Consider the following 26140-nt stretch of genomic DNA (forward strand, 5'->3'; position numbering starts at 1 on the left):
AAAAGCCGACGTTTTGTCGGCTTTTGTCTTTTTGCACTTTATTTAAAGCCAATTAAAAGCTAGGCAACATACCTTGAGGGATAAGTGTGTTTAAATCTGCTTCGGCAATTATACCGGATGCTTCAGCAATATCAGGCGCAAAGTATCGATCTTTGTCATAATAAGCAACATACTCACGTAAAATAGCTTTGGCTTGCTCGATAACGGTTGAACTTTTCAGTGGCGCTCTAAAGTCAAGACCTTGTGCAGCAGCAAGGTATTCAACAGCAAGAACCCCATTAGTGTTTTCTGCCATATCTGCCAGACGACGTCCGGCAAAAGCCGCCATTGAAACATGATCTTCTTGGTTTGCTGAAGTGGGTAAACTATCAACTGATGCTGGGTGAGCAAGTGATTTGTTTTCAGATGCAAGGGCCGCTGAGGTCACTTGTGCGATCATAAAGCCAGAATTAACCCCACCATTTTCAACTAAAAATGGTGGTAACTTACTTAAGTTAGCATCAATTAATAGTGCCATTCTGCGCTCAGATAGCGAACCAATTTCTGCAATAGCAAGTGCTAAATTATCTGCTGCCATTGCAACAGGCTCTGCGTGGAAATTGCCAGCAGAAATAAAATCACCTTCATTAGCAAATACTAACGGGTTATCTGTGACCCCATTTGCTTCTACTAATAATACCTCTGCAGCTTGGCGAATTTGCGTTAAACAAGCGCCCATAACTTGTGGTTGGCAACGTAGAGAGTAGGGGTCTTGCACTTTCTCACATTCAAAATGAGATTGACCAATCTGCGAATCTTCACCTAAAACGTGCCGATAAGCCGCCGCCGCATCAATTTGGCCTTGCTGACCACGAACTTGATGTACTCTATCATCAAACGGAGCGCGAGAGCCCAGGGCAGCTTCTACGGTCATAGAGCCAATGGTTACACCAGCAGCATATAAATCTTCAGCTAAAAACAGCCCTTCCAGGGCAAAAGTAGTCGATGCTTGTGTACCATTTAATAACGCTAAACCTTCTTTAGCTGCCAGTGTTATAGGTTGAAGACCAGCAATTTTTAAACCTTCTTCTGCGGATATTACTTGATCTTGGAAAGACATTTCACCTTCGCCTAACAAAGGTAGCACCATGTGAGACAATGGAGCCAAGTCTCCAGAAGCGCCAACAGAACCTTTTTTAGGAACACAAGGGTACACTTCTGCATTTAACAAAGTGATTAACGCTTGAATCACTTCTAGTCTAATACCTGAAAAACCGCGTGCTAATGAATTAATTTTTAACACCATCATTAAACGAACAGTCGCATCTTCCATATATTCGCCAAAGCCGGCAGAGTGGGATAAAACAATAGAGCGTTGTAAAAGTTCTAACTCATCTTTCTTAATGCGAGTATTGGCTAATAAACCAAATCCAGTGTTGATACCATATACTACTTGGTTTTTTTCGATAACTTCTTCTACTGCCGCAGCGCTTTTGTTGATGTTGTCAAAGGCGCTTTCGTCTAAAGAGTATTTAATACCGTCATAGCGGCTTACTGCTCGTAATACTTCAAGTGTCAGTGTACCTGGCTTTATGATTAATTCATTCATGATTAAGCTCCTTTCTTACCATTGGCACCATCAATCATTGGCAGATCTAGGCCTTGTTCTTTAGCACAATTAATCGCAATGTCATAACCAGCGTCAGCATGTCGCATAACTCCTGTACCTGGATCATTCCATAAAACACGTGCAATACGTTTTTCTGCTGCATCAGTACCGTCAGCAACGATAACTACACCAGCATGTTGACTAAAGCCCATGCCAACACCACCACCATGGTGCAAACTAACCCAAGTAGCACCACCTGAAGTGGATAATAAAGCATTGAGTAACGGCCAATCTGAAACAGCATCAGAACCGTCCATCATGCTCTCAGTTTCACGGTTTGGAGATGCAACAGAACCTGAATCTAAATGATCGCGACCAATCACTACAGGCGCTTTAAGCTCGCCATTTTTTACCATTTCATTGAATGCAACTGCAAGACGAGCGCGATCCTTCAAACCCACCCAACAAATCCTAGCGGGTAAGCCTTGAAATGCAATGCGCTCTCGTGCCATATCCAGCCAGTTGTGTAAATGAGGGTCATTAGGGATTAATTCTTTTACTTTTTGATCTGTTTTATAAATATCTTCAGGATCGCCTGATAATGCAACCCAACGGAATGGGCCAATACCTTCACAGAATAAAGGTCGTATATAGGCTGGAACAAAACCAGGGAAATCAAAGGCATTCTTGACGCCTTCTTCTAATGCCATTTGACGAATGTTATTTCCGTAATCGGTAGTTGCTGCACCAGCAGATTGCATCGCTAACATTGCTTGTACTTGAACGGCCATCGATAATTTTGCCGCTTTTACAACAGCTGCTTCATCTTTTTGACGCATTTCAGCGGCATATTCCATGCTCCAGCCTTGTGGAAGATAGCCATTTAGTGGGTCATGCGCTGATGTTTGGTCGGTGACAACATCAGGTGTTATGCTACGTTTAACTAATTCAGGATAAACGTCTGCTGCATTACCAACCAAGCCTACTGAGATTGCTTCGCCTTTTTCACAAGCGTTATTGATGATCGACAATGCTTCATCTAAGTCTGTTGCTTTTACATCAACATATCGAGTATTCAAGCGGAAGTCGATGCGTGATTCATCACATTCAACAACAAGCGCGGAAAAACCAGCCATCGTTGCAGCAAGCGGTTGTGCACCACCCATTCCACCTAAACCACCAGTTAATACCCATTTTCCGGTTGCATCACCATTAAAGTGCTGTTTTGCCATAGCAACAAAGGTTTCATAGGTTCCTTGAACTATCCCTTGAGAGCCGATGTAGATCCATGAGCCAGCGGTCATCTGGCCATACATCATTAAACCTTGTTTATCTAGCTCGTTGAAGTGCTCCCAGTTTCCCCAGTTAGGCACTAAGTTAGAGTTTGCAATAAGTACTCTAGGTGCATCAGCATGAGTACGAAAAACACCTACAGGCTTGCCAGATTGCACCAGTAGTGTTTCATCTTCTTCAAGGCGGTCTAATGTTTCTACAATTTTGTCATAACATTGCCAATCACGAGCAGCACGGCCAATGCCACCATATACAACTAATGATTGCGGATGTTCAGCAACCTCATCATCTAGGTTATTCATTAACATGCGTTTTGCTGCTTCAGTTAACCAGCTTTTAGCGGTTATTTCACTGCCACGCGCAGCACGAATTTTTCGAGTAGTATCTAATCTTTTGTCGATAGTCATGATTTGTTCCAAACGATTGAATGCGTTAAAAAGTTAAATGGCTACCAAGGCGATATTTATCACCAGGTGCCGTTAATGTTGCTAAGCTCACTACGCCCTGGCTTGACCAAGTACGACGTTTTACTTGAAGGCAAGGTGTGCTTGGAGCTATTTCTAGTAATTTGCAGTTTTCTGGTGCAGCAAGTACAGCTTCTATTTCGTGCGTTGCTTCTGTTAAAGGTGCTTCATTTGATAAATATTCATGTGGTGTAATGTTAGCGAAGTCTTGCAATAAATATTCAGGCACTAATCGTGGGTTAACAAAGCGTTGTTCGAGCTGAATAGGTTGTTTATTTTCAAGGTGTAATACTTCTGAATAAAACGCACGTTCTCCTTGTTTCATGCCTAGAAGTATTGCAAGTTCTTCGGTCACATCAACGGTGGTTAATTGAAGTTGCATTGCTTGATGTTCATGTCCGCGTTCGCCTATTTCATCAGCGATATTCCGAATCTCTAGCACAGATGATTGTGATTTAAATGTAGCGACAAAGGTGCCTGCGCCCTGAGTACGTACTAACAAACCTTGTTCAGTAAGTTCTTGTAAAGCTCTTCTTGCCGTCATACGGCTAACTGAAAATTGCTCAGCAAGTTCATTTTCCGAAGGAACTTTGCTATGTTGCTGCCAAACACCGGATTCAATCTTTTGGCAGATATGCTCTTTTATGACGGTAAACTTAGCGGCTTTTGCTTGACTCATGATTGCTTCACTTAAAGGCTATTGGTTAATGGTTGAACGCTATCTTGTATATACAATCTCATGTTTTATTAAGTGGGTCAATAGTTGTATATACAAGTTTGCAATATCTTTGTTTATTCGTTAGAGTTGCGACAATTAAAAACGTATTGTTGAGAATGTTATGAGCTTTAATGTTGCGAGTTGGCAAACTCTTTTTATCCATGTAAATGTTGCAACGATGTCACATGGTGGCGAAAACTATGGCGAAATAAAAAATGCAGCTTTGGCGATCGCACAAGGGAAAATTGCATGGATTGGTACGATGGAAAGTTTACCTGCTTATGACGTCAATAGTGTAGATGTCATCGATGGCCATGATCAATGGTTAACGCCAGGGTTAATAGATTGTCATACTCACTTGGTTTACGGCGGAAACCGTGCCAATGAATTTGAAATGCGCTTACAAGGCGCGAGTTATGAACAAATTGCCAATGCTGGCGGTGGTATTGTATCTACTGTATCTGCAACAAGAACAGCTTCTGAAGAACAATTGCTTGTTAGTGCATTGCCTCGATTAAAAGCGCTACATAACGAAGGTGTCACCACCGTCGAAATCAAATCGGGCTATGGTTTAGATACAGAAAATGAAATAAAAATGCTTAGGGTAGCTACAGCGCTCGCAAAGCATTTACCTGTTACCGTAAAACGTACGTTTCTTGGAGCACATGCGTTACCTGTTGAATATAAAAATATGCCTGATGAATATGTTGAGCTTGTTTGCAAAGATATGCTGCCAAAAGTATCGCAAGAAAAGCTCGCTGATGCTGTGGATGTGTTTTGTGAGAATATTGGATTTTCGAAGGTGCAAACTGAAAGGGTTTTTCAGGCTGCTAAACAGGCGAACTTACCCGTAAAAATACATGCAGAACAGCTTTCAAATTTAGGTGGTACTGAATTAGCAGCAAGGTTTAATGCGTTATCAGCTGATCATATTGAATACTTAGACGAGCAGGGTGTGAAAGCCATGAAGGAAAGTGGAATGACCGCAGTGTTATTGCCCGGTGCATTTTACTTTTTAAGGGAAACTCAACAACCACCGATAGATTTATTGCGTAAATATAATGTGCCTATGGCAATAGCGACAGACGCAAACCCAGGCTCATCGCCGATAAATTCATTACTATTAATGTTACACATGGCGTGTACATTGTTTCGTTTGACACCAAGTGAGGCGCTTGCTGGGGTAACATGCCATGGTGCAAATGCGCTTGGCATTGCTGACTTAAAAGGGAAGCTTGAAGTAGGCTATGATGCGGATATTGCGATGTGGAATATTCAGCAACCAGCTGAGCTTTGTTATCAATATGGTGTAAACCCTTTGACATTACTTGTAAAAGCGGGGAATACTGTTCTTTCTCGCTAATCTGCAACGATTAGTTATTGTGAAGCTAACTTTTGCTCCGGCTTGCTGTTGAAAGGTACATATGGTGATGATTGCTAATCGTTTTATTTTGCTGTTAATGATGCTTATTTTAGCGCCTTATGCCTTTGCAGCGGACAGTTTGTTCGTTGCTACTTTCCAGTTTTATCATCTTATTATTGCTTTAGTCGTCGGAGCACTACTCGCATTATTGTTAATGCAACTTATTGCCTACGGCAAAAGGCGTCAAATTCGTCAAACAAAGCACTTACCTACGACACAGACTTTTGCTCGAGATGCGGTCACGAATTTACCTGTAATGCAGCGTGGCTTAACAGTGCTTAAAAAGGTAATAAAAGAAAAAGGCGCAAATAATATCGCGGTTATCGTTTTTAAGCCGGTAAATTTTGATCAAGTGAATAATGTGCTTGGCCACCAAAACTCTGATCTAATACTGCTGCAATTTGCCTATAAAATGCAGCAAGGCTTACAAGATAAAGCGCTGTTAATCAATTTGGGAAATGATCAAAATGAGCAAATAAAGTTGTGTCGGTTACAAGGCTTAGAATTTGCTGTGCTTGTTGATAAAAGTGCTTTTCAATACCCTGAAAAAATAGTGCTTGAAGACTTATGCCAAACATTAATTAATATCGTGCCCAAAGCGATAAGTGTTAAAAGTTGCTCGTTGAATTTTGAATTAATGCTAGGAATTTGCTCAGGCACCTCGCAGCACCATGCCTCAAGTATGATGACAGATGCATGCGATGCATTATCACTTGCTGAACGTACGGGGGAAACGTTCCGCTATTATGAAACGAGTCATGCTATACATAGCAAACGTCAACTTGCTCTTATGGAAAAATTACGCAAATGTCAGCAACGAGGTGAGTTAACATCACTTATTCAGCCACAAGTATCTTTCACTCAAGATAAAATTATTGGTTTTGAGATGAAACTCGATTGGCGTAAACATTTTGATGAAAATCTATCCCAAGCAGAGTTTGAACAATTAGCATCTTATAGCAACGTATTATATCCATTGACTAAAATGTTATTCAGCGATGCCTTTGAACTCCTTGCATTAACCAAAGCGAATGGAATAACGGCAACGGTTTCGGTTAACTTAAGTAGTAGTGCGTTATTAGAAACTGAACTTGCTGACTTTATTGCACTGCAAGCAGAACAAAATGACATACCGTTAAGCCAGCTTATTGTCGAGTTACACGAAAAAGTATTACTGAGTAATGCCTATAGAGCGCGCATGATGATAGATCAATTAAAGGCGCTCGGTGCTAACATTTCAGTAGATGAATTTTCAGGCAGTTATGAAGCATTAAAGTATTTGCGTCGAGCATCAGTTTATCAAGTGAAAATTGATTGCAGTCATATTGATGATATAGCAGGTTATCGGGTTGATAAAACGATTGTTAATGCGCTGATAAACTTGATCAGAAAAATGGAAATTTCAGTGATAGGAAAAGGTATCGATAAATTATCATTGAAAGAAAATTTTGTCGCTATTGGCGGCGATATTGCTCAAGGAAAAATTATTCACGCTGGTTTACAAAAAGAACAAATTATAGATTGGTGTGTTAGCTGGCAAAACAAAACCAAGCAGCTTGGGTAGGTAATGCCAAAAAAGCTGACATTACTCTATATCAAGCGCATCTGGCGATAAAATGATACCGGTATTATCGGCATATATATGATCATCAGGTAAAAATGTAACACTGCCAAAATTGATTGGAAGATCTGTTTCGCCATGAGCTTCGTCGCTTGCACCGACTGGAATTGCAACTAAACCCTGAATACCTAAGTCGATATCTTCCAATAAGTCGACATCTCTGACACTGCCAAAACACACAATACCTTCCCAGTTATTTTTTGCAGCTGCTTCAGCGATATAACCATCGATTAGCGCACGTCTTGTCGAACCGCCACCATCAATAACTAATACCTTGCCGGTGCCATCGGTTTCAACCATCTGCGAAATTAAACCATTTGTTTCAAAACATTTAACCGTAACCACTTGTCCCCCAAAAGAACTTCTACCACCGTAATTACAAAATAGAGGTTCTACTACGTCAATTACATCGGCATACAAATTACATAATTCTGAGGTATTGTATTCCACGGGTGAATCCTTTTGTGGTTAATGATCTTACATTAGCGTTTAGTATACAGGGCTTACGGCACTTAACAAGTCGACAACAGAAATTGCACTTGTAATCAAATGTAAAAGTCGATTTAATGCGTTAATTCAAAGTAAAGACAAATTAGGTAATAGTGTAGTGATGCCAGAGAGCACATATACGGTAGGCTTTTTGTACACGTTTCAAATGTGTACTTCATTCGTGCTGGCATTTTTTCTTTATGAATATTATAAGGATGTTGATAAAGGTTTTGTGAAATATTGGGGGCTTGCTTTTACGGGATTAGCGGTAAAATATCTAGCACTAGCATGGCAAAATTTCACACCACATATTGCAGATACTACGTGGCTTAAAGTTATCATCGCGTTCATTACCCAAATGGGGGCTTACACCTTTGCGTTATTTTTTGTTTTAGGGTTTTTAGCTGCACTCAAGAAGTCTCCTGCTATTTTTAAGCATCAAAGTTGGTTACTCGGTTTAGTGTTGACGTTTTCATTAGCAGCATCCTTTGTTTTTGCTTTTGACGTAAACGCTGCTTTTAATCGTTTCTATTTACGGGTGAGCTTATTAGATTTCATTTTATCAGGGGTATTTCTCGCTGTTGCAATTTTATTGATCAATAGTCAAAAACGTTTTTTGGCTGCGAAGGTAATGGTTGTTATTTGCCTATTGTTTAGCATCCGTTATTTGATTTGTTCATTTTTGTCTGTCGTGATGCTGCGTGAAAATAATTTCGCTCAGATAGAGCTTATTTTTCGTTATTTTGATTTTGCCTGTTATGCCGTGTTGGGTGTTAATTTAATAATATGGATGCAAGGTGCTGAGAGAAGTGCTGCGGAAGTCGCGATAAGTCGCGCTAAATATATGGGGAAGCACGATTTACTTACTGGGGCATTAAACCGCGAGCAAGTGATTGAAAATATTCCATTAGCCATATCAACAGCAACCGATAAAAATCTCAAGCTGGCAATCTATTTAATTGATTTAAAAAGGTTTAAATTTATTAATGATACTTACGGTTTGAAAGTTGGAGATTTAGTGCTTGGTAAGGTTGCTAAGCGCTTAAAGCAAAGTGTGTTATTACCGCAGGTTATTGGGCGGATCAGTGGTGATTCTTTCGTTTTTGCGATCGAAATAGGTGATGAAGGCCAACTAGAAAAAGCGGCTCAACATTTACATGATGTGATTTCTCGCGCTTACCGTGTTAACAACCAAGAAATACACCTTCAAGCGAGTGTAGGCTATTGCTTAGCGCCTAGTGACGGCGATGAAGCAGAAAATTTATTACATAAAGCTAATTTAGCGCTGTTTCGCGCAGAAAATAAAAATATTCCAAGCTTACGTTATTCCGCAGGTATGCAAGCAGATGGTAGCCACTTACCTGCGGCTGAGAAGGCAATTAGATTGGGAATACAGCGAAAACAGTTTGTATTGTATTTTCAACCACAATTAAATTTAGTTTCTAACCGCATTGAAGGCGTGGAAGCACTCGTACGTTGGCAGCACCCTGAAAAGGGATTATTACAGCCTGATAGCTTTTTGCCAGATTTTGAAGCCCTTGGGCTGAATAGTGTACTTGATGGTTATGTGCTTGAACTTGCTTGTCAAACACTTGCTAACTGGTATCAAAGCTTTAAGCGACGTTTAACCATTGCTGTTAACGTCAGTGCGGCTGAGTTCCAAGATCCTGCCTTAGTTTCAAAAATACAAGGGTTGCTGCTTAAATATCAGGTTCCTTCAAAGTATATTGAGTTAGAAATCACTGAAAATGTGGTGATCACAGATATGGAGTCTGCAATGGACACCATTGTCACGTTACAAAATATGGGGATAAAAGTTTCTATTGATGACTTTGGCACCGGTTATTCTTCTTTGTCTTATTTGCGTGATCTGCCGATAGACAAAATAAAAATTGATCGTAGTTTTATTACCGATTTCGCTCGTAATGATTCTGACTTAACCATTGTTAAGTCGATGATCAAATTGTCTCATGGTTTAGGTAAACGTGTATTGGCAGAAGGAGTTGAGAATCAAGATCAACTCGCACTATTAAGAAAACTTGGCTGTGATGCCGTGCAAGGCTTTTATATCAACCGTCCGTTGACAGAAGAAAAATTAGTTAGTCAATTTTCACGCCGAGAATAAAATTGTACATAATTATAAAAAAGCGCTTACATTTCTCTCAATCTTGCCGATAAAGTCTATACTTACCTTGAACAAGTTTTACCATTAAAGGGTTGTATATATGTTGATTAAACATAAGCTAATCGCCAACACCACAATACTTGGCTTAGCAATGGTTTTTATGCTGCTGTTAATTTCGTATACCGAGTCATCTCTAGAACAAGACATCACCGTGGCCAGAACTATCGGAAATATTGAGGTGTCAGTTCTACAATTACGACGACATGAAAAAGACTTTCTTGCTCGTAAAGATTTAAAATATAAAGAAAGATTTGAAAAAACCTATAACACTCTTACCCATGATATTAACCAGCTCGAACAATTTTTAATAGATGATAATCCCCCAGAAATTGACAGAATGCGAAGTGTAATGACTGATTATGAACAGCATTTTACTAATATGATTGAAGCTCAACAACGCATAGGGCTTAATCCGCAAGATGGCCTTTATGGGGATTTACGAGCCGCAGTTCAGCATGTTGAAACGCTTATTGGTAATAAAGATCATCAAATGTTGAGCATGATGTTGCAATTACGTCGTGATGAAAAAGACTTCATGCTGCGTTTAGATGATAAATACATTTCGCGGTGGAATAACAACGTACAAAGGTTTGTCAATTACGTTAATACTAGTACGCTTGCTGCTGATACACGAGCAACCATTGTTGATAGCTTAGCGCAATATCAATCATCTTTTAAAGCATTAACTGATGCGCAGCGTGAACTAGGCTTTAAAGCGGACTTAGGGTTGATGGGGGAAATGCGGGCCGCGGTACATCAGGTGGATGAAAACCTATTATCGCTACTAAATACCAGTAAAGCATTGGTTGACAAGCACACTGACTTTGTAGGAAAAGTAGCGGTAGGGGTGTTTGCAATCGTATTACTTATTGCTGTTGCCTTTACCTACTATGTAAGTAAATCTATTTTAGATGGTGTAAACAATTTGAAAAACACCATGAATCGTGTTGCAGAAACGAAAAATCTCTCAATTATTGTTGAAACCAAAGAAAATGACGAATTAGCACAAGTGGCGAGGGTGTTTAATACTATGATCGCCAGCTTTAGAAATTTAATTGTTGAAGTGAACCATTCTGTTAATACGGTGAATACCGCAACTCGAAGTTTATCTGAAAATATTCACAAGGCAAACGAGGGTGTAGATACGCAAGTTCAGCAAACTGATTTAGTGGCAACTGCTGTTACTGAAATGGTTGCAACCGTGGAAGAAATTGCCAAGAACACCCATGAAGCTGCTGGAAAAGCGGAAACTACTCACGATAATGCACAAGCGGGGAAAACAGGCGTAGATTCTACCATTGGTCAAATAGATCACTTATCGGATACTTTATTAGAGTCAGAAAATGTCGTTAAAGAGCTCGCGAAAGATAGTGACACCATTGGCTCTGTACTTGATGTTATTCGTGGCATTGCTGAACAAACTAACTTACTTGCATTAAATGCTGCTATCGAAGCTGCTCGAGCAGGTGAGCAAGGTAGAGGGTTTGCCGTAGTAGCCGATGAAGTGAGAACCTTAGCGAGTCGTACGCAAGATTCAACACAAGAAATTGAAACCATTATCAATTCATTGCAAATGCGTACTAAAGATATAGTCACTCATATGGCTGCATGTAGAACGCAAGGCCAAGAAAGTGCGGAACAAGCAGCATCAGCGGGTAAAATGTTAGAAGAAATTACCCAAGATGTCTCAACTATTATGGATATGAATACGGCTATTGCGAGTGCTATACAACAACAAAGCACTGTTGCTCAAGAGGTCAACGAACACGTTGTTATGATCCGTGATGTGGCAGAAGAGGCTGGTCAAGCGGCTTTCCAAAATGCACAAATGAGTGAAGAAGTGTCACAACAAGCGCAGGTACTTGATAAAGAAGTTAATCAGTTTAGTGTGTAATTGGTATCACACTTTATTTTTATTAGCACAGACGAAAAAGCCATCGAAATATTTCGATGGCTTTTGTCATTTATGAAATATGAGCTATAAAATAAACCGACTTAAATCTTCATCTTGTATAACGTTATTTAAGGTTTTGTTCACGTAAGCTTCATCAATCACAACAGCTTCTCCACTTCTATCATTAGCGGAAAACGATAACTCTTCTGTTAGACGCTCTAACATGGTATGTAAACGACGCGCGCCAATATTTTCAGTGCTTTCATTTACTTGCCATGCCGCTTTTGCAATCGCTTGAATGCCGTCTTCACTGAACGATAAGTCGACGCCTTCAGTTGCTAACAATGCTGTATATTGTTCTGTTAATGAGGCACTCGGTTCGGTTAGAATTCTGACAAAATCTTCCGTTGTTAACGCTTGTAACTCAACGCGTATCGGTAAACGGCCTTGTAACTCAGGGATCAAGTCAGAAGGCTTTGCCATTTGGAAGGCACCTGATGCAATAAATAAAATGTGATCAGTTTTTACCATGCCATGCTTCGTTGAGACGGTTGAACCTTCAACGAGTGGAAGCAAATCGCGTTGTACACCTTCGCGTGACACATCTGGGCCTGAGCTATCACCGCGTTTACAAATTTTGTCTATTTCATCAACAAAGACAATACCGTTTTGTTCCACTGCTTCAAGGGCTTTTACTTTGATGTCTTCTTGATCAACAATTTTAGCTGCTTCTTCTTCTTGTAACGATTTAAACGCATCTTTAATTCTTAATTTGCGTTTATTTGTTTTTTCTGGCGATAAATTTTGAAACATGTTTTGTAGTTGCGAGGTCATATCTTCCATGCCTGGAGGTGCCATGATTTCAACGCCCATTTGCGGTGCAGCTAGCTCTAATTCAATTTCTTTATCGTCTAACTTTCCTTCACGCAGCTTTTTCCTAAATACCTGCCGTGTTGCGGTATTTTCAGAAGATTCATCGTTACCATAAGTATCGCGTGGGTTTGGTATTAAAACATCAAGAATTCGTTCTTCTGCACGTTCTTCGGCAAGATGTTTCACTCTGGCCATTTCTTGCTCTTTGGTCATTTTGAATGCCATGTCAGCAAGATCACGAATAATCGTTTCTACTTCTTTACCAACGTAACCAACTTCTGTGAACTTTGTCGCCTCTACTTTAATAAAGGGCGCATTGGCTAATTTAGCTAAACGACGTGCGATTTCTGTTTTACCAACACCTGTTGGACCAATCATGAGTATATTTTTGGGCGTTACTTCTTGGCGCAATTCATCATTTAACTGCATACGGCGCCAACGGTTTCTTAATGCAATAGCTACCGCTCTTTTTGCATCAGCTTGACCAACAATATGGCTATCTAATTCATGTACAATTTCACGTGGGGTCATATTTGACATAGATGATTCCTTTTCGCTGGTTATAGTTCGTCTAAGGTGTAACTATGGTTGGTGAATACACAGATATCACCAGCGATTTTTAATGATTTTTCAACAATTTCTGAGGCGGTTAACTCTGTATTTTCAAGTAATGCTGTTGCGGCTGATTGCGCAAAGTTTCCACCACTTCCAATCGCGATTAAATCGTGCTCTGGTTGAACAACATCGCCGTTACCGGTAATGATCAAAGAAGCTGTTTCATCAGCAACCGCTAATAATGCTTCTAATTTGCGTAATGCTCGGTCGCTACGCCAGTCTTTGGCTAACTCAACAGCAGCTTTTGTTAGGTGTCCTTGATGCATTTCGAGTTTGCTTTCAAAGCGTTCAAACAAAGTAAATGCATCTGCAGTGCCGCCAGCAAAACCAGCTAATACTTTGTTGTTATACAAACGGCGTACTTTTTTGGCATTGCCTTTCATCACGGTATTACCTAAAGAAACTTGTCCGTCTCCACCGATGGCAACTTTACCGTTTCTTCTTACTGATACAATAGTCGTCACGTTAAACCTCTACAGGTGTCTGCTAAATCATACTCACCTTAACTAAATTGCGGGAGTATAAATTAGCGAGTTAATTACATTGTAGATTAGATGGGTGCGCTTACGGGTTTTTCAAGATTAAGCGTACAATTAAGCGCAAACAACACGTTCAAAAGGGAAAGAAAGTCTGTTTGGCTTAATTGCCAAGATAGCGAGAGATAAAAATCGAGTCAGTTATCGCCATAACCAAATTTGGCAGGTGCTAATGCGGTTACCACGTAATTTATGTTTGTCGCGTTCAGCATCTCGTTTTTTATCATATGGACCTAAGTACACTTTATGCCAAGTACCATTACTACCGCTTGATGCACTAATATGAGATGACAATCCGGCAAAGGCTATGGTTGCCTTCATCTTTTCAGCTTGTTGCTGTGTTCTAAACGAGCCACATTGCATTTTCCAAGGGCCTCTGTCTTCTACGGTATACTCACCGGCATCAACTTCTTTTTCTTGTAACTGCTGAGGGTAAGCCCATTTTTCTTTTGGCGGCTCAGGTAAAGTAGTCGCCTTTTTAGTGGAGGGGTTGCTATTTACTGTTGTCGCTTCTTCAGGCGTAATATCTTTAATAGACCATAATAAATAACCAAAACCTATGCCGAATGTTAGTGCAATAACGATTAACAATTTTAATTTTGCTGTCACTACTTTTGGAGCAGGCGCTTGTTGCTTTTTATAAGGATTCTTTTTATTTTTGGTTCGGGAAACGTAATCTTGATGCGTCATTGGTTTACTACATGATAACTGAAACTTAAAGCGTGAATGGCTTATTGTAACTGAGCAAGTCAAAATTCAAAGCAATAATGAAAAATAATCGGTTTTATTTTGATATTGAAGGCCTGGTGGGCTCGTCAATATTTGTACTTACTATTTACTAAGGGGGTGTTTACCAACTTAAATCTATTGGATCTACGTCAATTGACCAACGCACTTTACTTTGACTTTCAATACTATCAACTTCAGCAAGTATTACCTGCAACGATTGATGTAACTCTTTACGAGCACCAGCCTGCACTAATAAGTGATAGCGATATTTACCCGCCTTTTTCTCCATAGCTGCAGGCATTGGGCCAGCAAGGTTACAAGTAAGCGTTAATTGACTAATATGTCGTAAAAATTGTTCAGGTAGATAAGGTGTGTTGGCTTCAGCACGAATCAATGCCTGAAAACTATAGGGCGGTAATTTAGCCCACTGACGTTCTTGCAAACCCGAGTTGGCAAATTCGGCATACCCTTGATGCACTAGTTGGTGTAATAACGGGTGTTGTGGATATTGCGTTTGAATGTATACCGTGCCTGGTTTACTGGCGCGACCCGCACGGCCAGCAACTTGTTCTAGTAGTTGTGCCATATGCTCGGCTGCACGATAATCAATGCTAAACAATGCGCCGTCAATATCGAGCATGACCACTAACGTAACATCAGGAAAGTGATGGCCCTTTGCCAGCATTTGAGTGCCAATAAGAATGTGATGTTGTTTGGCAGCTACTTGTTCTAATCGCTTACTTAGTTCACCTTTACGTCTGGTACTATCACGGTCTATTCGTACCACGCTATGATCACTAAAACGTTCTGTTAGCCATTGTTCAACTTGTTCGGTGCCTTGGCCAACAGGGTTGATCCGAATGCTGCCGCAATCAGGGCATTGTTTAGGAATTCGTTTTTGACTATTACAATGATGACAAATTAATAACCCTTGTGATTTATGCAAGGTATAAGGACGGTTGCATCGTTGACAGTCAGCCACCCAGTGGCATTCTTTACAGTTTATTGCGGGTGAAAAACCACGGCGATTAATAAAGACCAATACTTGCTCATCTTTAGCGATGGTTTGACTAATTGCTTGTACGGTTGCAGGCGTTAATCCACTTGCCATTGATTGGCCATTAACATCAATTAATTTTAACGTGGCTTGGACACTGTTACCGGGACGCTTTGTTAGTTGGTGATAACAATATTTTTTAAGGTTAGCATTTGCCAACGACTCAAAGCTTGGGGTAGCACTGCCTAGTACGATTGGAATATTTTGTTGCCTTGCGCGAATGATGGCTAAGTCACGGCCGTGATAACGAAAACTATCCTGTTGTTTAAAAGAGGGGTCGTGTTCTTCATCAACGATGATCATCCCAAGCTGTTTACAAGGCGTAAAAACCGCTGAACGCGTGCCTATGATTATGGCTGCGTTACCTTGCTTCGCGTGTTGCCAAGTGGCAAAACGTTCTTTATCGTTCAATCCTGAATGGTGTAGCACAACAGGTACATTAAAACGTTGTTCAAAACGAGCAAGCATTTGCGGCGTTAAACCTATTTCAGGGACTAATACTAGCACTTGCTTGTTTTCAGCAAGGATAGGCTCCATTGCTTGAAGGTAGACTTCTGTCTTACCGCTACCGGTAATACCATGTAAAAGATGGCATTGAAACTCAGTTTTATGCTGTGAAATTGCAGCAACAGCTACTGCTTGTTCGGTAGACAGCGACAGTTTATCTGAATTATTTAAGCTGTCTTTTCGCCAATTAAACTTAGTTAGCTCTTGCTCAACGGCATGTATAAATTGCTTTTCTTCTAATGCTGATAATTGTTGTTTACTATAACCAAGCGTTCTTAATTCGGGCCAAGTAATGTTTTGATGTTTCGCGATTAATGATAATAGTGCCGCTTGTTTCACTGCTCGTTTTTTTGTTAATTGTGCCAACACCTGAGTAACGTCGTTAGCTGATGAACGCCATACTCTTTCTTTTTCAGGCATTGAAGGCGATATTTGCCGCAATAAAACGGGTAATGCGTGCTGAAATACTTCACCGATAGGGTGTTGATAATAATGGGCACTGATGGTTAATAGTTTTATTAAGTCACTAGGAATTGCAAGTTCAGGGTTTACCCTAGATACAATAGGTTTTAGTTTTTTAAGATCAAAATCAACGTTTTCATCTGGTTGTAAGCCAATAACTACGCCGATTACTTGCCGAGAGCCAAAAGGAACTAATACCTGTTCGCCCTCTGAAATTTGAGGGTGCTGTAAAGCTTGTGGTACCAAATAAGTAAACTGCTGGCGTAGTGGTACAGGAATCGCAACTTGTACAAGAAAACAATCAGACAAAGTGAAAAACTATTATTAATGATCAGAGACACTATTTTGCTTATTATTGGCGATGATGCCAAGCGATATATTATTTGGTTATTTTTTCACTAATACGTCCTTATTTTTCTTGAATACCGACGAGTTATCAATTACTATTCGCCACCATTATTTTTTAACACGTATGGTGCTTAGCGAAATTGGTTCGACTGAGTGGCGATACGGCCCATATTTAGAGGTTTTCCATGAAAGAAGGTATCCATCCTGAGTACGTTGAAATCAAGGCACATTGTTCTTGTGGTAACGTAATCAACACTCGCTCAACGAGAGCGAAAGACATTCACCTTGACGTATGTTCAGAATGTCACCCATTTTACACTGGTAAGCAAAAAGCTGCTGAAACTGGTGGCCGCGTTGATAAATTCAACAAACGTTTTGGTGCATTAAGCAAGAAATAAGCTTAATGATGCATTTCGTTTGAGAAAAGCGCCTAGTGATGGCGCTTTTTTTATGCGTGAAACTTTTTCTTTTAAACCTTTTTTATTCATACTGCATCTAAATGATTAAACAGCCAACATGGAAAGAGCATTTGAGTAACTCTCAAGTTATTGACGCACAGCAACGCTTTTCTCAAGATCAAGACTTTGAGCTGGTAACACAAGCACAACGCGGAGAGCAACACGCGTTCATTGAATTATACCAGCGTCATCATAAACGCATATATGCGTTGTGTTGGCGAATGCTTGCAGATAAAGATAGCGCAGAAGATATTTGCCAAGAAGTATTTGTGCAAATGTGGCAAAAAATTAGTCACTTCCGTGGTGATAGCAAGTTTTCTACATGGTTTCATAGTGTCGCGACAAATGTGGTGTTAAATCATCTTCGAAAGCAAAAAACATGGATACAAAAAGTATTCAGCGTGGAAGACAAATTTGTTGAAGAGCAAACCGTTGTTATGTCTGATCATGTTGAAGTACATGAGTTAGATAAGCACATTCAACAGTTGCCAGAACGAGCGCGTATTGTGTTTGTGCTATTTGCGGTGGAAGGCTATCGACACGAAGAAATTGCTAGCATGACTGGAATGGCTGTTGGATCAAGTAAAGCTCAATATCACCGAGCTAAAACATTGTTAAAAGAAGCATTAAGTGAGTAGTAGCATGAAAAAACCGTTAACCGATAGCGAACTACAAACACAAGTAGCGCAATTACCGAAAGAGCGTACACCTGAACGAGACCTTTGGCCTGGTATAGAAAAAGCCATCGCGCAACAATCAAGTAATACAAGCAAACGACAATCATTTTACCCGGTAGCTTGGGCTGCCAGTATCGTTGTTGCAGTGGTAGTGTCTTGGTTAAGTTTAACGCCGGTCACTGACGTTACTGAACAGCAAAGCCTTGCCAAAATAATGAAGCAAGACTTTGAACAACAAAAGCAACTTATGTTAACCAGCTTAGGGCAACCTGATTTAACTCAGTTGTCATCTACAATGAAAACCCAGTTAATTGAGCTGCAAGAAGCACAGCTAGCAATACAAAAAGCACTTGCAAAAGATGAAAATAATGGTGATTTACTTAATTTATTACGTTGGACTCAAAAACAAGAGTTAGATTTGATCAAAAAGTTATACAGCCCGCAATGGCAAACAATTTAAAGGAAGGTTTATGAAAACGTTATTTTTACTGGTAGGCATATTTAGCGCTATTGTTACCTTACCTGTATTTTCAAATGATCTAATAGATGAAACCATGTCTGGTGAAGGTGTTAGCAAAGTGTACGTTGAAAATATGCGCGGTGAAGTTGCGATAAAGGGCTGGGATAAAAATCAAGTATTGGTAAAGGGTAAGCTTGATGAACATGCAAAAGCACTGGATTTTAATAAAAACGGAAGTGTTATTGATATTAAAGTGCGCATGAAAAATCATCATAACTATCGTAATAATGATGGTTCTGATTTAGTGATTATGGTGCCCAAACGCATGCGAGTAGAGTTTTCCGGGGTGTCATCTGATTTTAATTTAGAAAGTATTTCCAAAGGTATAGAAGGCAAAACCGTGAGTGGAGATATCGATATTCGCGATATTGACCATCAAATAGAAATTTCAACAGTAAGCGGCGATATTAAAAGCATTAACGCCAAAGGCAAAGTCACCATGACTACTGTCAGTGGTGAAATATCAGATAAAGCCTCAAGTGGTCGCTTGCAGCTTCGAGCAGTAAGTGGCGAAATTGATACGCAATCAAATGCGACAGAAGTTGACTTAGGTGTTGTATCAGGTGATCTAACATTTAGTTTGGCAACGGTGGATGAATTAGAATTGTCTTCAGTAAGTGGTGAAATTGAAGGTGAACTAGCATTAGCAGATAATGGTCGAGTTAAAATGTCTTCTGTTAGTGGTGATATTGCCCTAAAATTTACCGCTGATGTGAATGCAAGTTTTCGATTAAAAACACATGCAGGTGGTGATTTAATAAACCATATTACCAGTGATAAAGCGGTTGAAAGTAAGTACTCGCCAAGAGCTAAGCTTAACTTTGAGGCGGGGAACGGTAGCGCAACCGTAAAAGCAACAACCGTTAGTGGCACTATTCGCTTATTCAAATAAGTTTACCTTGAGCGGCTCATTAGCAGTCGCTCATAATCTTCTTCGCTTATTCTTTACTTAAAACGTTCTTCTAAGCCATAATACTCGCCTTAGCTTTCAGTGAATAAACGTTAGCAACGATCACTGATACAGATAAATCAATACAGGTGTATGAATGGCAGATCGCAAGCCAGCAAATTTTTCCAAAAACAATAAGAAACATGACCAATTAGTCGACGAGTTAAAGGTACCACCACATTCGCTTGAAGCCGAACAGTCTGTATTGGGCGGCTTATTGCTCGATAACGAAGCGTGGGATCGTGTTTCTGAACGTGTTGTTGCTGAAGATTTTTATAGTCGCTCTCACCGCATCGCCTTTGAAACAATTGGTTCATTGATTGAGCTTGGCGATCCTGTAGATTTGATCACGCTATCAGAAGCGTTAGAAAATGATCAAAAGCTTGATGATGCAGGCGGTTTTGTTTATCTCGCTGAAATGATGAAAAACACGCCAAGTGCGGCCAACATAACAGCCTATGCAGCCATTGTTCGGGAACGTGCAGTAACGCGTGAAATGATCGCAGTAGCTAATGAAATTGCAGAAGCCGGCTTTGATTCTCAAGGGCGTAGCAGTGCTGAACTGTTAGATTTAGCTGAAACACGTGTGTTTCAGATTGCCGAAAAAAGGGCAAATAAATCTGAAGGCCCAGAAAACATTAATAATGTGTTAGAGAAAACCGTTGACCGTATAGAAAAGCTTTATCAACAACCACATGATGGGGTAACCGGTGTTACGACCGGCTTTTCTGATCTTGATAAAATGACCGCAGGTTTACAGCCTTCTGATCTTATAATTGTGGCTGCTCGTCCTTCAATGGGTAAAACAACCTTTGCAATGAACTTGTGTGAAACCGCAGCAATGACATCAGATAAACCCTGTTTGATCTTTTCTCTCGAAATGCCGTCAGAGCAAATCATGATGAGAATGTTGGCGTCGTTAGGTCGAATAGACCAAACCAAAATACGAACAGGGCAATTAAATGACGAAGACTGGGCACGTTTGTCTTCAACCATGGGTTTGTTACTTGAAAAAGGTAAAATGTTTATTGATGACTCCGCCGGTTTAACGCCGACAGAAGTGCGTTCTCGGGCGAGACGTGTTGCACGAGATCATGGTGGCTTAAGTATGATCATGGTCGATTACCTTCAACTTATGCGAGCACCTCAGTTCTCTGATAACCGTACCTTAGAAATCGCTGAAATTTCACGCTCACTTAAAGCCTTAGCGAAAGAATTAGAGATCCCCGTCGTTGCTTTATCACAGCTAAACCGTAGTCTAGAGCAACGCTCAGACAAACGTCCTGTTAACTCAGATTTACGTGAATCAGGCTCTATTGAGCAAGATGCCGATTTAATTATGTTTATTTATCGTGATGAGGTGTATCACGATGACTCTGAATTTAAAGGGATGGCCGAAATTATCATTGGTAAGCAACGTAATGGTCCAATTGGCCGGGTACCGTTAACCTTCCAAGGGCAATTTTCTCGCTTTGATAATTATGCCGGCCCTCATGTATTAGAAGAAGATTAATTTAGTAATGAGTATTCGAAGCGCGACTGCATTAATTGACCTTGCCGCGTTACAACAAAACTATGCAGCGATAAAAGCGCAAGCGCCTAACAGCAAAATTCTCGCTGTGCTGAAAGCAAACGCTTATGGCCATGGGCTAGAGCGTATTGCAAAGGCGTTACCACAGGCTGATGCTTTTGGGGTGGCACGAATCGAAGAAGCATTAGCACTAAGAACAGATGGTATAGTCAAACCCATAGTGTTGCTTGAAGGTTTTTTTACCGCGCAAGATCTACCGATTTTAGCCGTTAACAATTTGCAAACGATTGTACATAACGAACAACAACTAACGGCTATTTTAAACGCTGATTTAGAGAAGCCTTTAAAAGTATGGTTAAAAGTTGATACGGGTATGCATCGTTTAGGCGTAAACCCTGAGCAATTTGAAGATTTTTATCAACAATTAACCGCGAGTGACAATGTACAAAATGATATTGTCGTGATGAGCCACTTAGGCTGTGCTGATGATACTCAAGATTCTGCTACCACCGAGCAACTTGCTCGCTTTAATCAGTTAACCGCCTCTTTTAGTAATGAAAAAAGCTTGGCCAATTCCGCGGGCGTATGGGCATGGCCGGAATGCCACTTTCATTGGGTTCGCCCTGGGTTAATGCTGTATGGTGTTTCTCCGATGCTTCATGATGCTAATAATAATGTTCATGACATTGTGCCGGTAATGACTTTGCAAGCGAGCTTAATTGCCATTAGAAACATTAAGGCTGGGGAAGGCGTTGGCTATGGTGCTAATTGGCGTAGTGATAAAGATACCACTATTGGTGTTATTGCCATTGGTTATGGTGACGGTTACCCACGTCATGCTGCTAATGGTACGCCAGTGTTAATAAATGGTCGCCGTGTCCCCTTAGTTGGTCGCGTATCAATGGATATGATAACCGTTGATTTAGGTCAAACATCAACGGATAACCTTGGTGATGTTGCAACACTTTGGGGCGAGTCATTAAGTGTTGCAGAGGTTGCCGCGCACGCAACTACTATTCCTTACGAATTATTATGTAATATTAGTAAGCGCGTTAATTCACGCCTTAAATAGCGTGAATTTATTAACGGTTATCTAGCAAATAAACAGTTAGCGAGTGTTTTTTGAATAGCGACAATGTCGTCACCTTTTCTTAGTTCTCTGCTGATTGGCGTATCGTGACCAGAAATATAAATTTTTAAATCTGAGTCGAGATCAAAGTGGCCGGCGCTTTCAATTTTAAAGTGAGTAATTGCTTTATATGGCACTGAGTGATATTCAACTTTACTACCTGTTAGGCCTTGTTTATCAATTAAAATTAATCGATCACTGGTGAAAATAAATTTATCACGAATTAATTTAAATCCAAGTTCAATGGTTTCATTGTTTGCTAAAATAGGTGAGAGCTCTTCGGCTAGCTCATTTACATCAACCTGTGATGCATTACCCATTAATCCTGATAAAAAGCCCATAAAATTTCCTTGTTATTGATGAGTTGTCATCAATACCATAAAACAAATTATTGTCCTTGAATAGTGGCGATGATGGTTCTTGCTTCTGCGAAATTGCGGTGTTCACCAAGATACACCCCTTGCCAAGTACCTAGGTTTAACCTTCCATGGGTAATAGGAATAGATACGCTACTACCTAACGTACTCGCTTTTATATGTGCTGGCATATCGTCAGCGCCTTCGTAAGTGTGTTGATAATACGGCGCATTTTCGGGAACAAAGGCATTAAAGTGGCGTTCTAAATCTTCTCTTACTGTTATATCCGCGTTTTCATTAATGGTTAAAGAGGCAGAAGTATGTTGAATGAAAAGATGTAACAAACCGCATTCAATGGTTGATATGTGCGGTAAGTGGTCTGTTATTTCATCAGTGATCAAATGAAACCCTCGTGATTTTGCGGGTAGCTGAAATGTTTTTTGTTGCCACATAATATTGATTACTTAAGTTCTTTAAAAGATTGTCGAATTAACGGAAGCACACTTCCAACCAACGCTGATAAATCTGATTGCTGTTGATACACTAATGATAGTGTTTTTTTCATAGGATGTTGAGTTATCCTTTTTACCTCTAATTGTTTTTGCCACGAAAAGCTATGAATTAACCAATCGGGTAACACGGCAATACCTAAACCAGCGGCCACCATTTGAGCCATTGAGTGACTATGATGAACCTGTTTAATTTGCTTTGGCGTAATTTTATTTGGCAATAGTACTTGAGTAAACACATCAAGTTCGGCCGTAGGAACAGGGTAAGTTAACAATACTTCATGACTGAAATCAGAAGCTGTTAATGCTGCTTTGTTAGCTAATTTATGGTTTTTCGGTAGAACAACTAATAATTCAAATTCGCCAATTTCTTCCACTTGATATTTATTGGAGAACTTAGTTTGGTCTGAAAAGCGCAAGTCGGCTTTGTTATCATCTTCACCGAAATAGCTGTCGATGATTTCTAATTGAACATTGTTCTCTTGTTCAATCTTGCTGATGACCGGGCTAAGCCATTGAAAGCACGCATGACAATCTATTGCTAACGATAACGTTTGATGTGGCGCGCGTCCTCCTTTTAATAGGGCAATTGTTTCATCAACACTCGGTAATACTTTTAACGCGAGCGCTAAAATAGCTTCGCCTTGAGCACTGAATTTTATTGGGTGCGTGTTTCGATGGAACAAACTGGCACCTAGACGATGTTCTAGTTCTTTTATTTGATGAGATAACGCAGATTGACTCATAAATAATTCATTGGCTGCACGTCGAACGGTGCCGTGCACAGACAGCATATGCACGGTTTTTAAATGTTTTATTTCCAACATATGAAATTATTTCCTCTTCCAGTGAAAAATATGCGTTATTCAACATGACTAATTTTTGATTATATATGTTTAAACATCTAGACGTCTATAATTAAAAGGAGAAAACATGCGTATTCACAACCTAGGATTTCCACGCATAGGTAAACAACGCGAATTAAAATTTGCCCTAGAGGCATATTGGCAAAACAATATCTCTCAACAAGAGTTATTAAAAGTTAGTCACGACATTAGAAAAGAGAACTGGTTGTTACAAGCTGAGGCTGGCGTTGATTTATTGCCTGTTGGCGATTTTGTTCATTATGATCACGTGCTAACCACAAGCTTAATGTTGGGTGTTATTCCTGAACGTTTTTCTCACACACTTGATGCGCTTGATCTAGAGTTTCAAATTGCACGCGGTAAAAGTGCAACAAGTTGTGGTTGTGCCGCTAGTGATATGACTAAATGGTTTGACACAAATTATCATTACCTTGTGCCAGAACTGGCAGAAAACCAAACATTCACTGCTGACGCATCAAGGTTACAAGCACAAATAAACCAAGCAAAAACGAATGGCTATAACATAAAGCCGGTAATACTTGGCCCTGTTACCTATTTATATTTAGCGCAAAATAGTGAAGCTAATATTAAGCATTTACCTAAGTTACTTGAAGCTTACAACGATATATTTCTGCAAATAGCACACACTGGCGTTGAATGGGTACAAATTGACGAGCCTATTTTATCGTTAGAAATTGGCCAAGAATGGCAACAGGCTATTAAAACAGCGTACCAGAAATTACAACCAGGTGACATTAAATGTTTATTAACGACATATTTTGGCAGTGTAGAGCCGCATATAGATTTGATTGCATCACTCCCTGTTCATGGTTTGCATGTTGACACTGTTGCTGAACCATTTAATGTTCAAGAGCTCGTCGCTAAATTACCAAATGATTGGGTTATCTCATTAGGGGTTGTTGATGGTAGAAACATTTGGAAAAGCCATTTAAGTAAGGTTTATCAATGGCTAAACCCGCTATATCAGCAGTTTCAAGAGCGCTTATGGATAGCACCAAGTTGCTCGCTATTACACAGCCCGGTAGATCTTGAATCTGAACAGTCACTTAATACTGAGATACAGCAATGGTTGGCGTTTGCGAAACAAAAATGCCAAGAGCTCGCATTACTAAAAACTGCGCTATTGACACAAAATACCGCAGCGTTAGATGACTACTCTAAGCCCGTTAATGAAAAACTCGCTTCAATTTTATGTCGTAATGCATGGGTAGAAAGGCGCGTTGATGGGTTAGCGTTTGATGACTATACGCGTAACGCGAACTTTGAAGATCGCAAGAAAATTCAGCAAAAACATCTCGATTTACCACTGTATCCAACGACCACTATTGGTTCATTTCCGCAAACAAAAGGTCTTCGTAAACTTCGATCTGACTGGCGAAAAGGAACCATTGATGATGTACATTACCAAGAAAGTATCTTTGAAGAAATAAAACAAGCGGTTCAGATACAGGAAGATATTGGCCTGGATGTGCTAGTTCATGGAGAGGCTGAACGCAATGATATGGTTGAATATTTCGGAGAGCAGCTAGAAGGGGTTACCTTTACTCGATTTGGTTGGGTACAAAGCTATGGTTCACGGTGTGTTAAACCACCGATTATTTATGGTGATGTAGCGCGTAAGCAGCCAATGACCACAACATGGCTCACCTATGCGCAGTCGTTAACTCAAAAGCCGGTTAAAGCAATGTTAACGGGGCCAATCACCATTTTGTCATGGTCGTTTGTACGCGAAGATAAACCCAGAGCAACCGTTGCTAAGCAAATTGCATTAGCCATTGCTGATGAAGTTACAGATTTAGAAAATGCAGGATTAAACATTATTCAGATTGATGAGCCTGCAATAAGAGAAGCGATGCCGCTCAAAAAAAGCCAATGGCAACAGTACTTTAACTGGGCAACAAAATGCTTTCGCCTAACGGTGGCAAACGCCAAAAATAGTACGCAAATACATACGCATATGTGTTATTCAGAGTTTAACGAAATTTTGCCGGCTATTAGTAGTTTAGACGCAGACGTTATCACCATTGAAACGTCGCGCTCTAACATGGCGTTACTTGGCGCATTTGAACAACAAAGATATCCAAATGATATTGGCCCTGGTGTTTATGATATTCATTCCCCGAATGTGCCAACGGTTGACTGGATTAAAACATTGATCAACAAAGCTGAGCATTATATCGAGAAAGAAAATATATGGGTGAACCCTGATTGTGGTTTGAAAACTCGACAATGGCAAGAAACAAAGCTTGCACTTAAAAACATGGTGACTGCAGCACAAGAATTAAGACAAGAAAGTTAATCGTACACGCGATTAACTTCTAT

At 40.1% G+C, this 26140-nt stretch carries 22 protein-coding genes; 11 read left to right on the plus strand and 11 right to left on the minus strand.

Annotated features, from left to right (window positions below; translation table 11 throughout):
- Nucleotides 1-52: 52 nt before the first annotated feature.
- From hutH to hutC, 3 genes are read right to left on the minus strand one after another with little or no spacing between them, the layout of a single operon-like run.
- On the minus strand, nt 53-1588 hold the full coding sequence (gene hutH / locus Q4489_RS04050) for a histidine ammonia-lyase (RefSeq protein ID WP_303477447.1): 1536 nt from the start codon (nt 1586-1588) through the stop codon (nt 53-55).
- A gap of 2 nt (nt 1589-1590) precedes the next feature.
- A complete protein-coding gene (gene hutU / locus Q4489_RS04055) occupies nt 1591-3282 on the minus strand; it encodes a urocanate hydratase (protein ID WP_303477884.1) in 1692 nt (563 codons plus the stop codon).
- A gap of 31 nt (nt 3283-3313) precedes the next feature.
- On the minus strand, nt 3314-4024 hold the full coding sequence (hutC, locus tag Q4489_RS04060) for a histidine utilization repressor (protein WP_303477449.1): 711 nt from the start codon (nt 4022-4024) through the stop codon (nt 3314-3316).
- A 160-nt stretch (nt 4025-4184) separates the two neighbouring features.
- On the opposite strand from hutC, the gene hutI reads away from it, so the two are divergent.
- Both hutI and Q4489_RS04070 read left to right on the plus strand, forming a co-directional pair.
- Nucleotides 4185-5426, plus strand: a complete 1242-nt coding sequence (gene hutI, locus Q4489_RS04065; RefSeq protein WP_303477451.1) for an imidazolonepropionase — start codon at nt 4185-4187, stop codon at nt 5424-5426.
- Nucleotides 5427-5493: 67 nt separating this feature from the next.
- Nucleotides 5494-7050 carry an EAL domain-containing protein gene (locus Q4489_RS04070; RefSeq protein WP_303477454.1) on the plus strand — a complete coding sequence of 519 codons (1557 nt, stop codon included), beginning with the start codon at nt 5494-5496 and terminating at the stop codon, nt 7048-7050.
- Nucleotides 7051-7071: 21 nt separating this feature from the next.
- Here the strand turns inward: Q4489_RS04070 and rraA are convergent, their stop codons facing one another.
- Complete coding sequence (gene rraA, locus Q4489_RS04075) at nt 7072-7557, minus strand: ribonuclease E activity regulator RraA (protein WP_303477457.1); 486 nt, start codon at nt 7555-7557, stop codon at nt 7072-7074.
- 160 nt (nt 7558-7717) lie between these two features.
- Here rraA and Q4489_RS04080 point away from each other — a divergent pair, with 160 nt between their 5' ends.
- Together Q4489_RS04080 and Q4489_RS04085 are read left to right on the plus strand one after the other, a co-directional pair.
- Nucleotides 7718-9721 (plus strand): bifunctional diguanylate cyclase/phosphodiesterase, encoded by a 2004-nt coding sequence (locus Q4489_RS04080; protein WP_303477460.1) that lies wholly within the window; start codon nt 7718-7720, stop codon nt 9719-9721.
- A 100-nt stretch (nt 9722-9821) separates the two neighbouring features.
- The gene (locus Q4489_RS04085) at nt 9822-11675 is read left to right on the plus strand and encodes a methyl-accepting chemotaxis protein (RefSeq protein WP_303477463.1); all 1854 of its coding nucleotides are present in this window, start codon (nt 9822-9824) and stop codon (nt 11673-11675) included.
- Nucleotides 11676-11759: 84 nt separating this feature from the next.
- Here the strand turns inward: Q4489_RS04085 and hslU are convergent, their stop codons facing one another.
- From hslU to priA, 4 genes are all read right to left on the minus strand, one after another.
- Nucleotides 11760-13088: an ATP-dependent protease ATPase subunit HslU gene (gene hslU, locus Q4489_RS04090; RefSeq protein ID WP_303477465.1), complete on the minus strand. Its 1329-nt coding sequence runs from the start codon at nt 13086-13088 to the stop codon at nt 11760-11762.
- Between the two features lie 20 nt (nt 13089-13108).
- Nucleotides 13109-13627 carry an ATP-dependent protease subunit HslV gene (gene hslV / locus Q4489_RS04095; protein WP_303477467.1) on the minus strand — a complete coding sequence of 173 codons (519 nt, stop codon included), beginning with the start codon at nt 13625-13627 and terminating at the stop codon, nt 13109-13111.
- 213 nt (nt 13628-13840) lie between these two features.
- Nucleotides 13841-14389, minus strand: a complete 549-nt coding sequence (locus tag Q4489_RS04100; RefSeq protein ID WP_303477469.1) for an SPOR domain-containing protein — start codon at nt 14387-14389, stop codon at nt 13841-13843.
- A 160-nt stretch (nt 14390-14549) separates the two neighbouring features.
- A complete protein-coding gene (gene priA / locus Q4489_RS04105; protein ID WP_303477471.1) occupies nt 14550-16763 on the minus strand; it encodes a primosomal protein N' in 2214 nt (737 codons plus the stop codon).
- A 224-nt stretch (nt 16764-16987) separates the two neighbouring features.
- On the opposite strand from priA, the gene rpmE reads away from it, so the two are divergent.
- The 6 genes from rpmE to alr all read left to right on the plus strand — a co-directional run bounded on the left by rpmE (nt 16988) and on the right by alr (nt 22009).
- Complete coding sequence (gene rpmE / locus Q4489_RS04110; RefSeq protein ID WP_074495253.1) at nt 16988-17200, plus strand: 50S ribosomal protein L31; 213 nt, start codon at nt 16988-16990, stop codon at nt 17198-17200.
- A gap of 131 nt (nt 17201-17331) precedes the next feature.
- A complete protein-coding gene (locus Q4489_RS04115; protein WP_303477474.1) occupies nt 17332-17898 on the plus strand; it encodes an RNA polymerase sigma factor in 567 nt (188 codons plus the stop codon).
- Nucleotides 17899-17902: 4 nt separating this feature from the next.
- A complete protein-coding gene (locus tag Q4489_RS04120; RefSeq protein ID WP_303477476.1) occupies nt 17903-18397 on the plus strand; it encodes a hypothetical protein in 495 nt (164 codons plus the stop codon).
- Between the two features lie 10 nt (nt 18398-18407).
- On the plus strand, nt 18408-19349 hold the full coding sequence (locus tag Q4489_RS04125) for a DUF4097 family beta strand repeat-containing protein (protein ID WP_303477478.1): 942 nt from the start codon (nt 18408-18410) through the stop codon (nt 19347-19349).
- Between the two features lie 154 nt (nt 19350-19503).
- Complete coding sequence (gene dnaB / locus Q4489_RS04130; RefSeq protein WP_074495263.1) at nt 19504-20919, plus strand: replicative DNA helicase; 1416 nt, start codon at nt 19504-19506, stop codon at nt 20917-20919.
- A gap of 13 nt (nt 20920-20932) precedes the next feature.
- Entirely contained in the window at nt 20933-22009 is a 1077-nt protein-coding gene (alr, locus tag Q4489_RS04135; RefSeq protein ID WP_303477886.1) for an alanine racemase, read from the plus strand.
- A 17-nt stretch (nt 22010-22026) separates the two neighbouring features.
- Here the strand turns inward: alr and Q4489_RS04140 are convergent, their stop codons facing one another.
- From Q4489_RS04140 to Q4489_RS04150, 3 genes are read right to left on the minus strand one after another with little or no spacing between them, the layout of a single operon-like run.
- Nucleotides 22027-22407, minus strand: coding sequence for a PH domain-containing protein (locus Q4489_RS04140; RefSeq protein WP_286270064.1), 381 nt, complete (start codon nt 22405-22407; stop codon nt 22027-22029).
- A 47-nt stretch (nt 22408-22454) separates the two neighbouring features.
- Nucleotides 22455-22874: a secondary thiamine-phosphate synthase enzyme YjbQ gene (locus tag Q4489_RS04145; protein ID WP_303477485.1), complete on the minus strand. Its 420-nt coding sequence runs from the start codon at nt 22872-22874 to the stop codon at nt 22455-22457.
- Nucleotides 22875-22882: 8 nt separating this feature from the next.
- Nucleotides 22883-23758, minus strand: coding sequence for a LysR substrate-binding domain-containing protein (locus tag Q4489_RS04150; RefSeq protein WP_303477487.1), 876 nt, complete (start codon nt 23756-23758; stop codon nt 22883-22885).
- A gap of 106 nt (nt 23759-23864) precedes the next feature.
- Here Q4489_RS04150 and metE point away from each other — a divergent pair, with 106 nt between their 5' ends.
- Entirely contained in the window at nt 23865-26117 is a 2253-nt protein-coding gene (gene metE, locus Q4489_RS04155; RefSeq protein WP_303477490.1) for a 5-methyltetrahydropteroyltriglutamate--homocysteine S-methyltransferase, read from the plus strand.
- Nucleotides 26118-26140 lie beyond the last annotated feature (23 nt).

It is taken from the genome of Thalassotalea sp. 1_MG-2023 (assembly GCF_030546745.1).
Classification (GTDB): domain Bacteria; phylum Pseudomonadota; class Gammaproteobacteria; order Enterobacterales; family Alteromonadaceae; genus Thalassotalea_C.

Excerpts from the sequence above, each read along its gene's own strand:
- Q4489_RS04120 (WP_303477476.1), top strand. The coding sequence starts at position 17,903 with ATGAAAAAACCGTTAACCGATAGCGAACTACAAACACAAGTAGCGCAA.
- Q4489_RS04140 (WP_286270064.1), bottom strand. The coding sequence starts at position 22,407 with ATGGGCTTTTTATCAGGATTAATGGGTAATGCATCACAGGTTGATGTA.
- Q4489_RS04080 (WP_303477460.1), top strand. The coding sequence starts at position 7,718 with ATGCCAGAGAGCACATATACGGTAGGCTTTTTGTACACGTTTCAAATG.
- Q4489_RS04070 (WP_303477454.1), top strand. The coding sequence starts at position 5,494 with ATGATTGCTAATCGTTTTATTTTGCTGTTAATGATGCTTATTTTAGCG.
- Q4489_RS04125 (WP_303477478.1), top strand. The coding sequence starts at position 18,408 with ATGAAAACGTTATTTTTACTGGTAGGCATATTTAGCGCTATTGTTACC.
- Q4489_RS04085 (WP_303477463.1), top strand. The coding sequence starts at position 9,822 with ATGTTGATTAAACATAAGCTAATCGCCAACACCACAATACTTGGCTTA.
- Q4489_RS04100 (WP_303477469.1), bottom strand. The coding sequence starts at position 14,389 with ATGACGCATCAAGATTACGTTTCCCGAACCAAAAATAAAAAGAATCCT.
- hutH (WP_303477447.1), bottom strand. The coding sequence starts at position 1,588 with ATGAATGAATTAATCATAAAGCCAGGTACACTGACACTTGAAGTATTA.
- rpmE (WP_074495253.1), top strand. The coding sequence starts at position 16,988 with ATGAAAGAAGGTATCCATCCTGAGTACGTTGAAATCAAGGCACATTGT.
- hslU (WP_303477465.1), bottom strand. The coding sequence starts at position 13,088 with ATGTCAAATATGACCCCACGTGAAATTGTACATGAATTAGATAGCCAT.
- dnaB (WP_074495263.1), top strand. The coding sequence starts at position 19,504 with ATGGCAGATCGCAAGCCAGCAAATTTTTCCAAAAACAATAAGAAACAT.
- Q4489_RS04145 (WP_303477485.1), bottom strand. The coding sequence starts at position 22,874 with ATGTGGCAACAAAAAACATTTCAGCTACCCGCAAAATCACGAGGGTTT.
- Q4489_RS04150 (WP_303477487.1), bottom strand. The coding sequence starts at position 23,758 with ATGTTGGAAATAAAACATTTAAAAACCGTGCATATGCTGTCTGTGCAC.
- metE (WP_303477490.1), top strand. The coding sequence starts at position 23,865 with ATGCGTATTCACAACCTAGGATTTCCACGCATAGGTAAACAACGCGAA.
- hutC (WP_303477449.1), bottom strand. The coding sequence starts at position 4,024 with ATGAGTCAAGCAAAAGCCGCTAAGTTTACCGTCATAAAAGAGCATATC.
- hutI (WP_303477451.1), top strand. The coding sequence starts at position 4,185 with ATGAGCTTTAATGTTGCGAGTTGGCAAACTCTTTTTATCCATGTAAAT.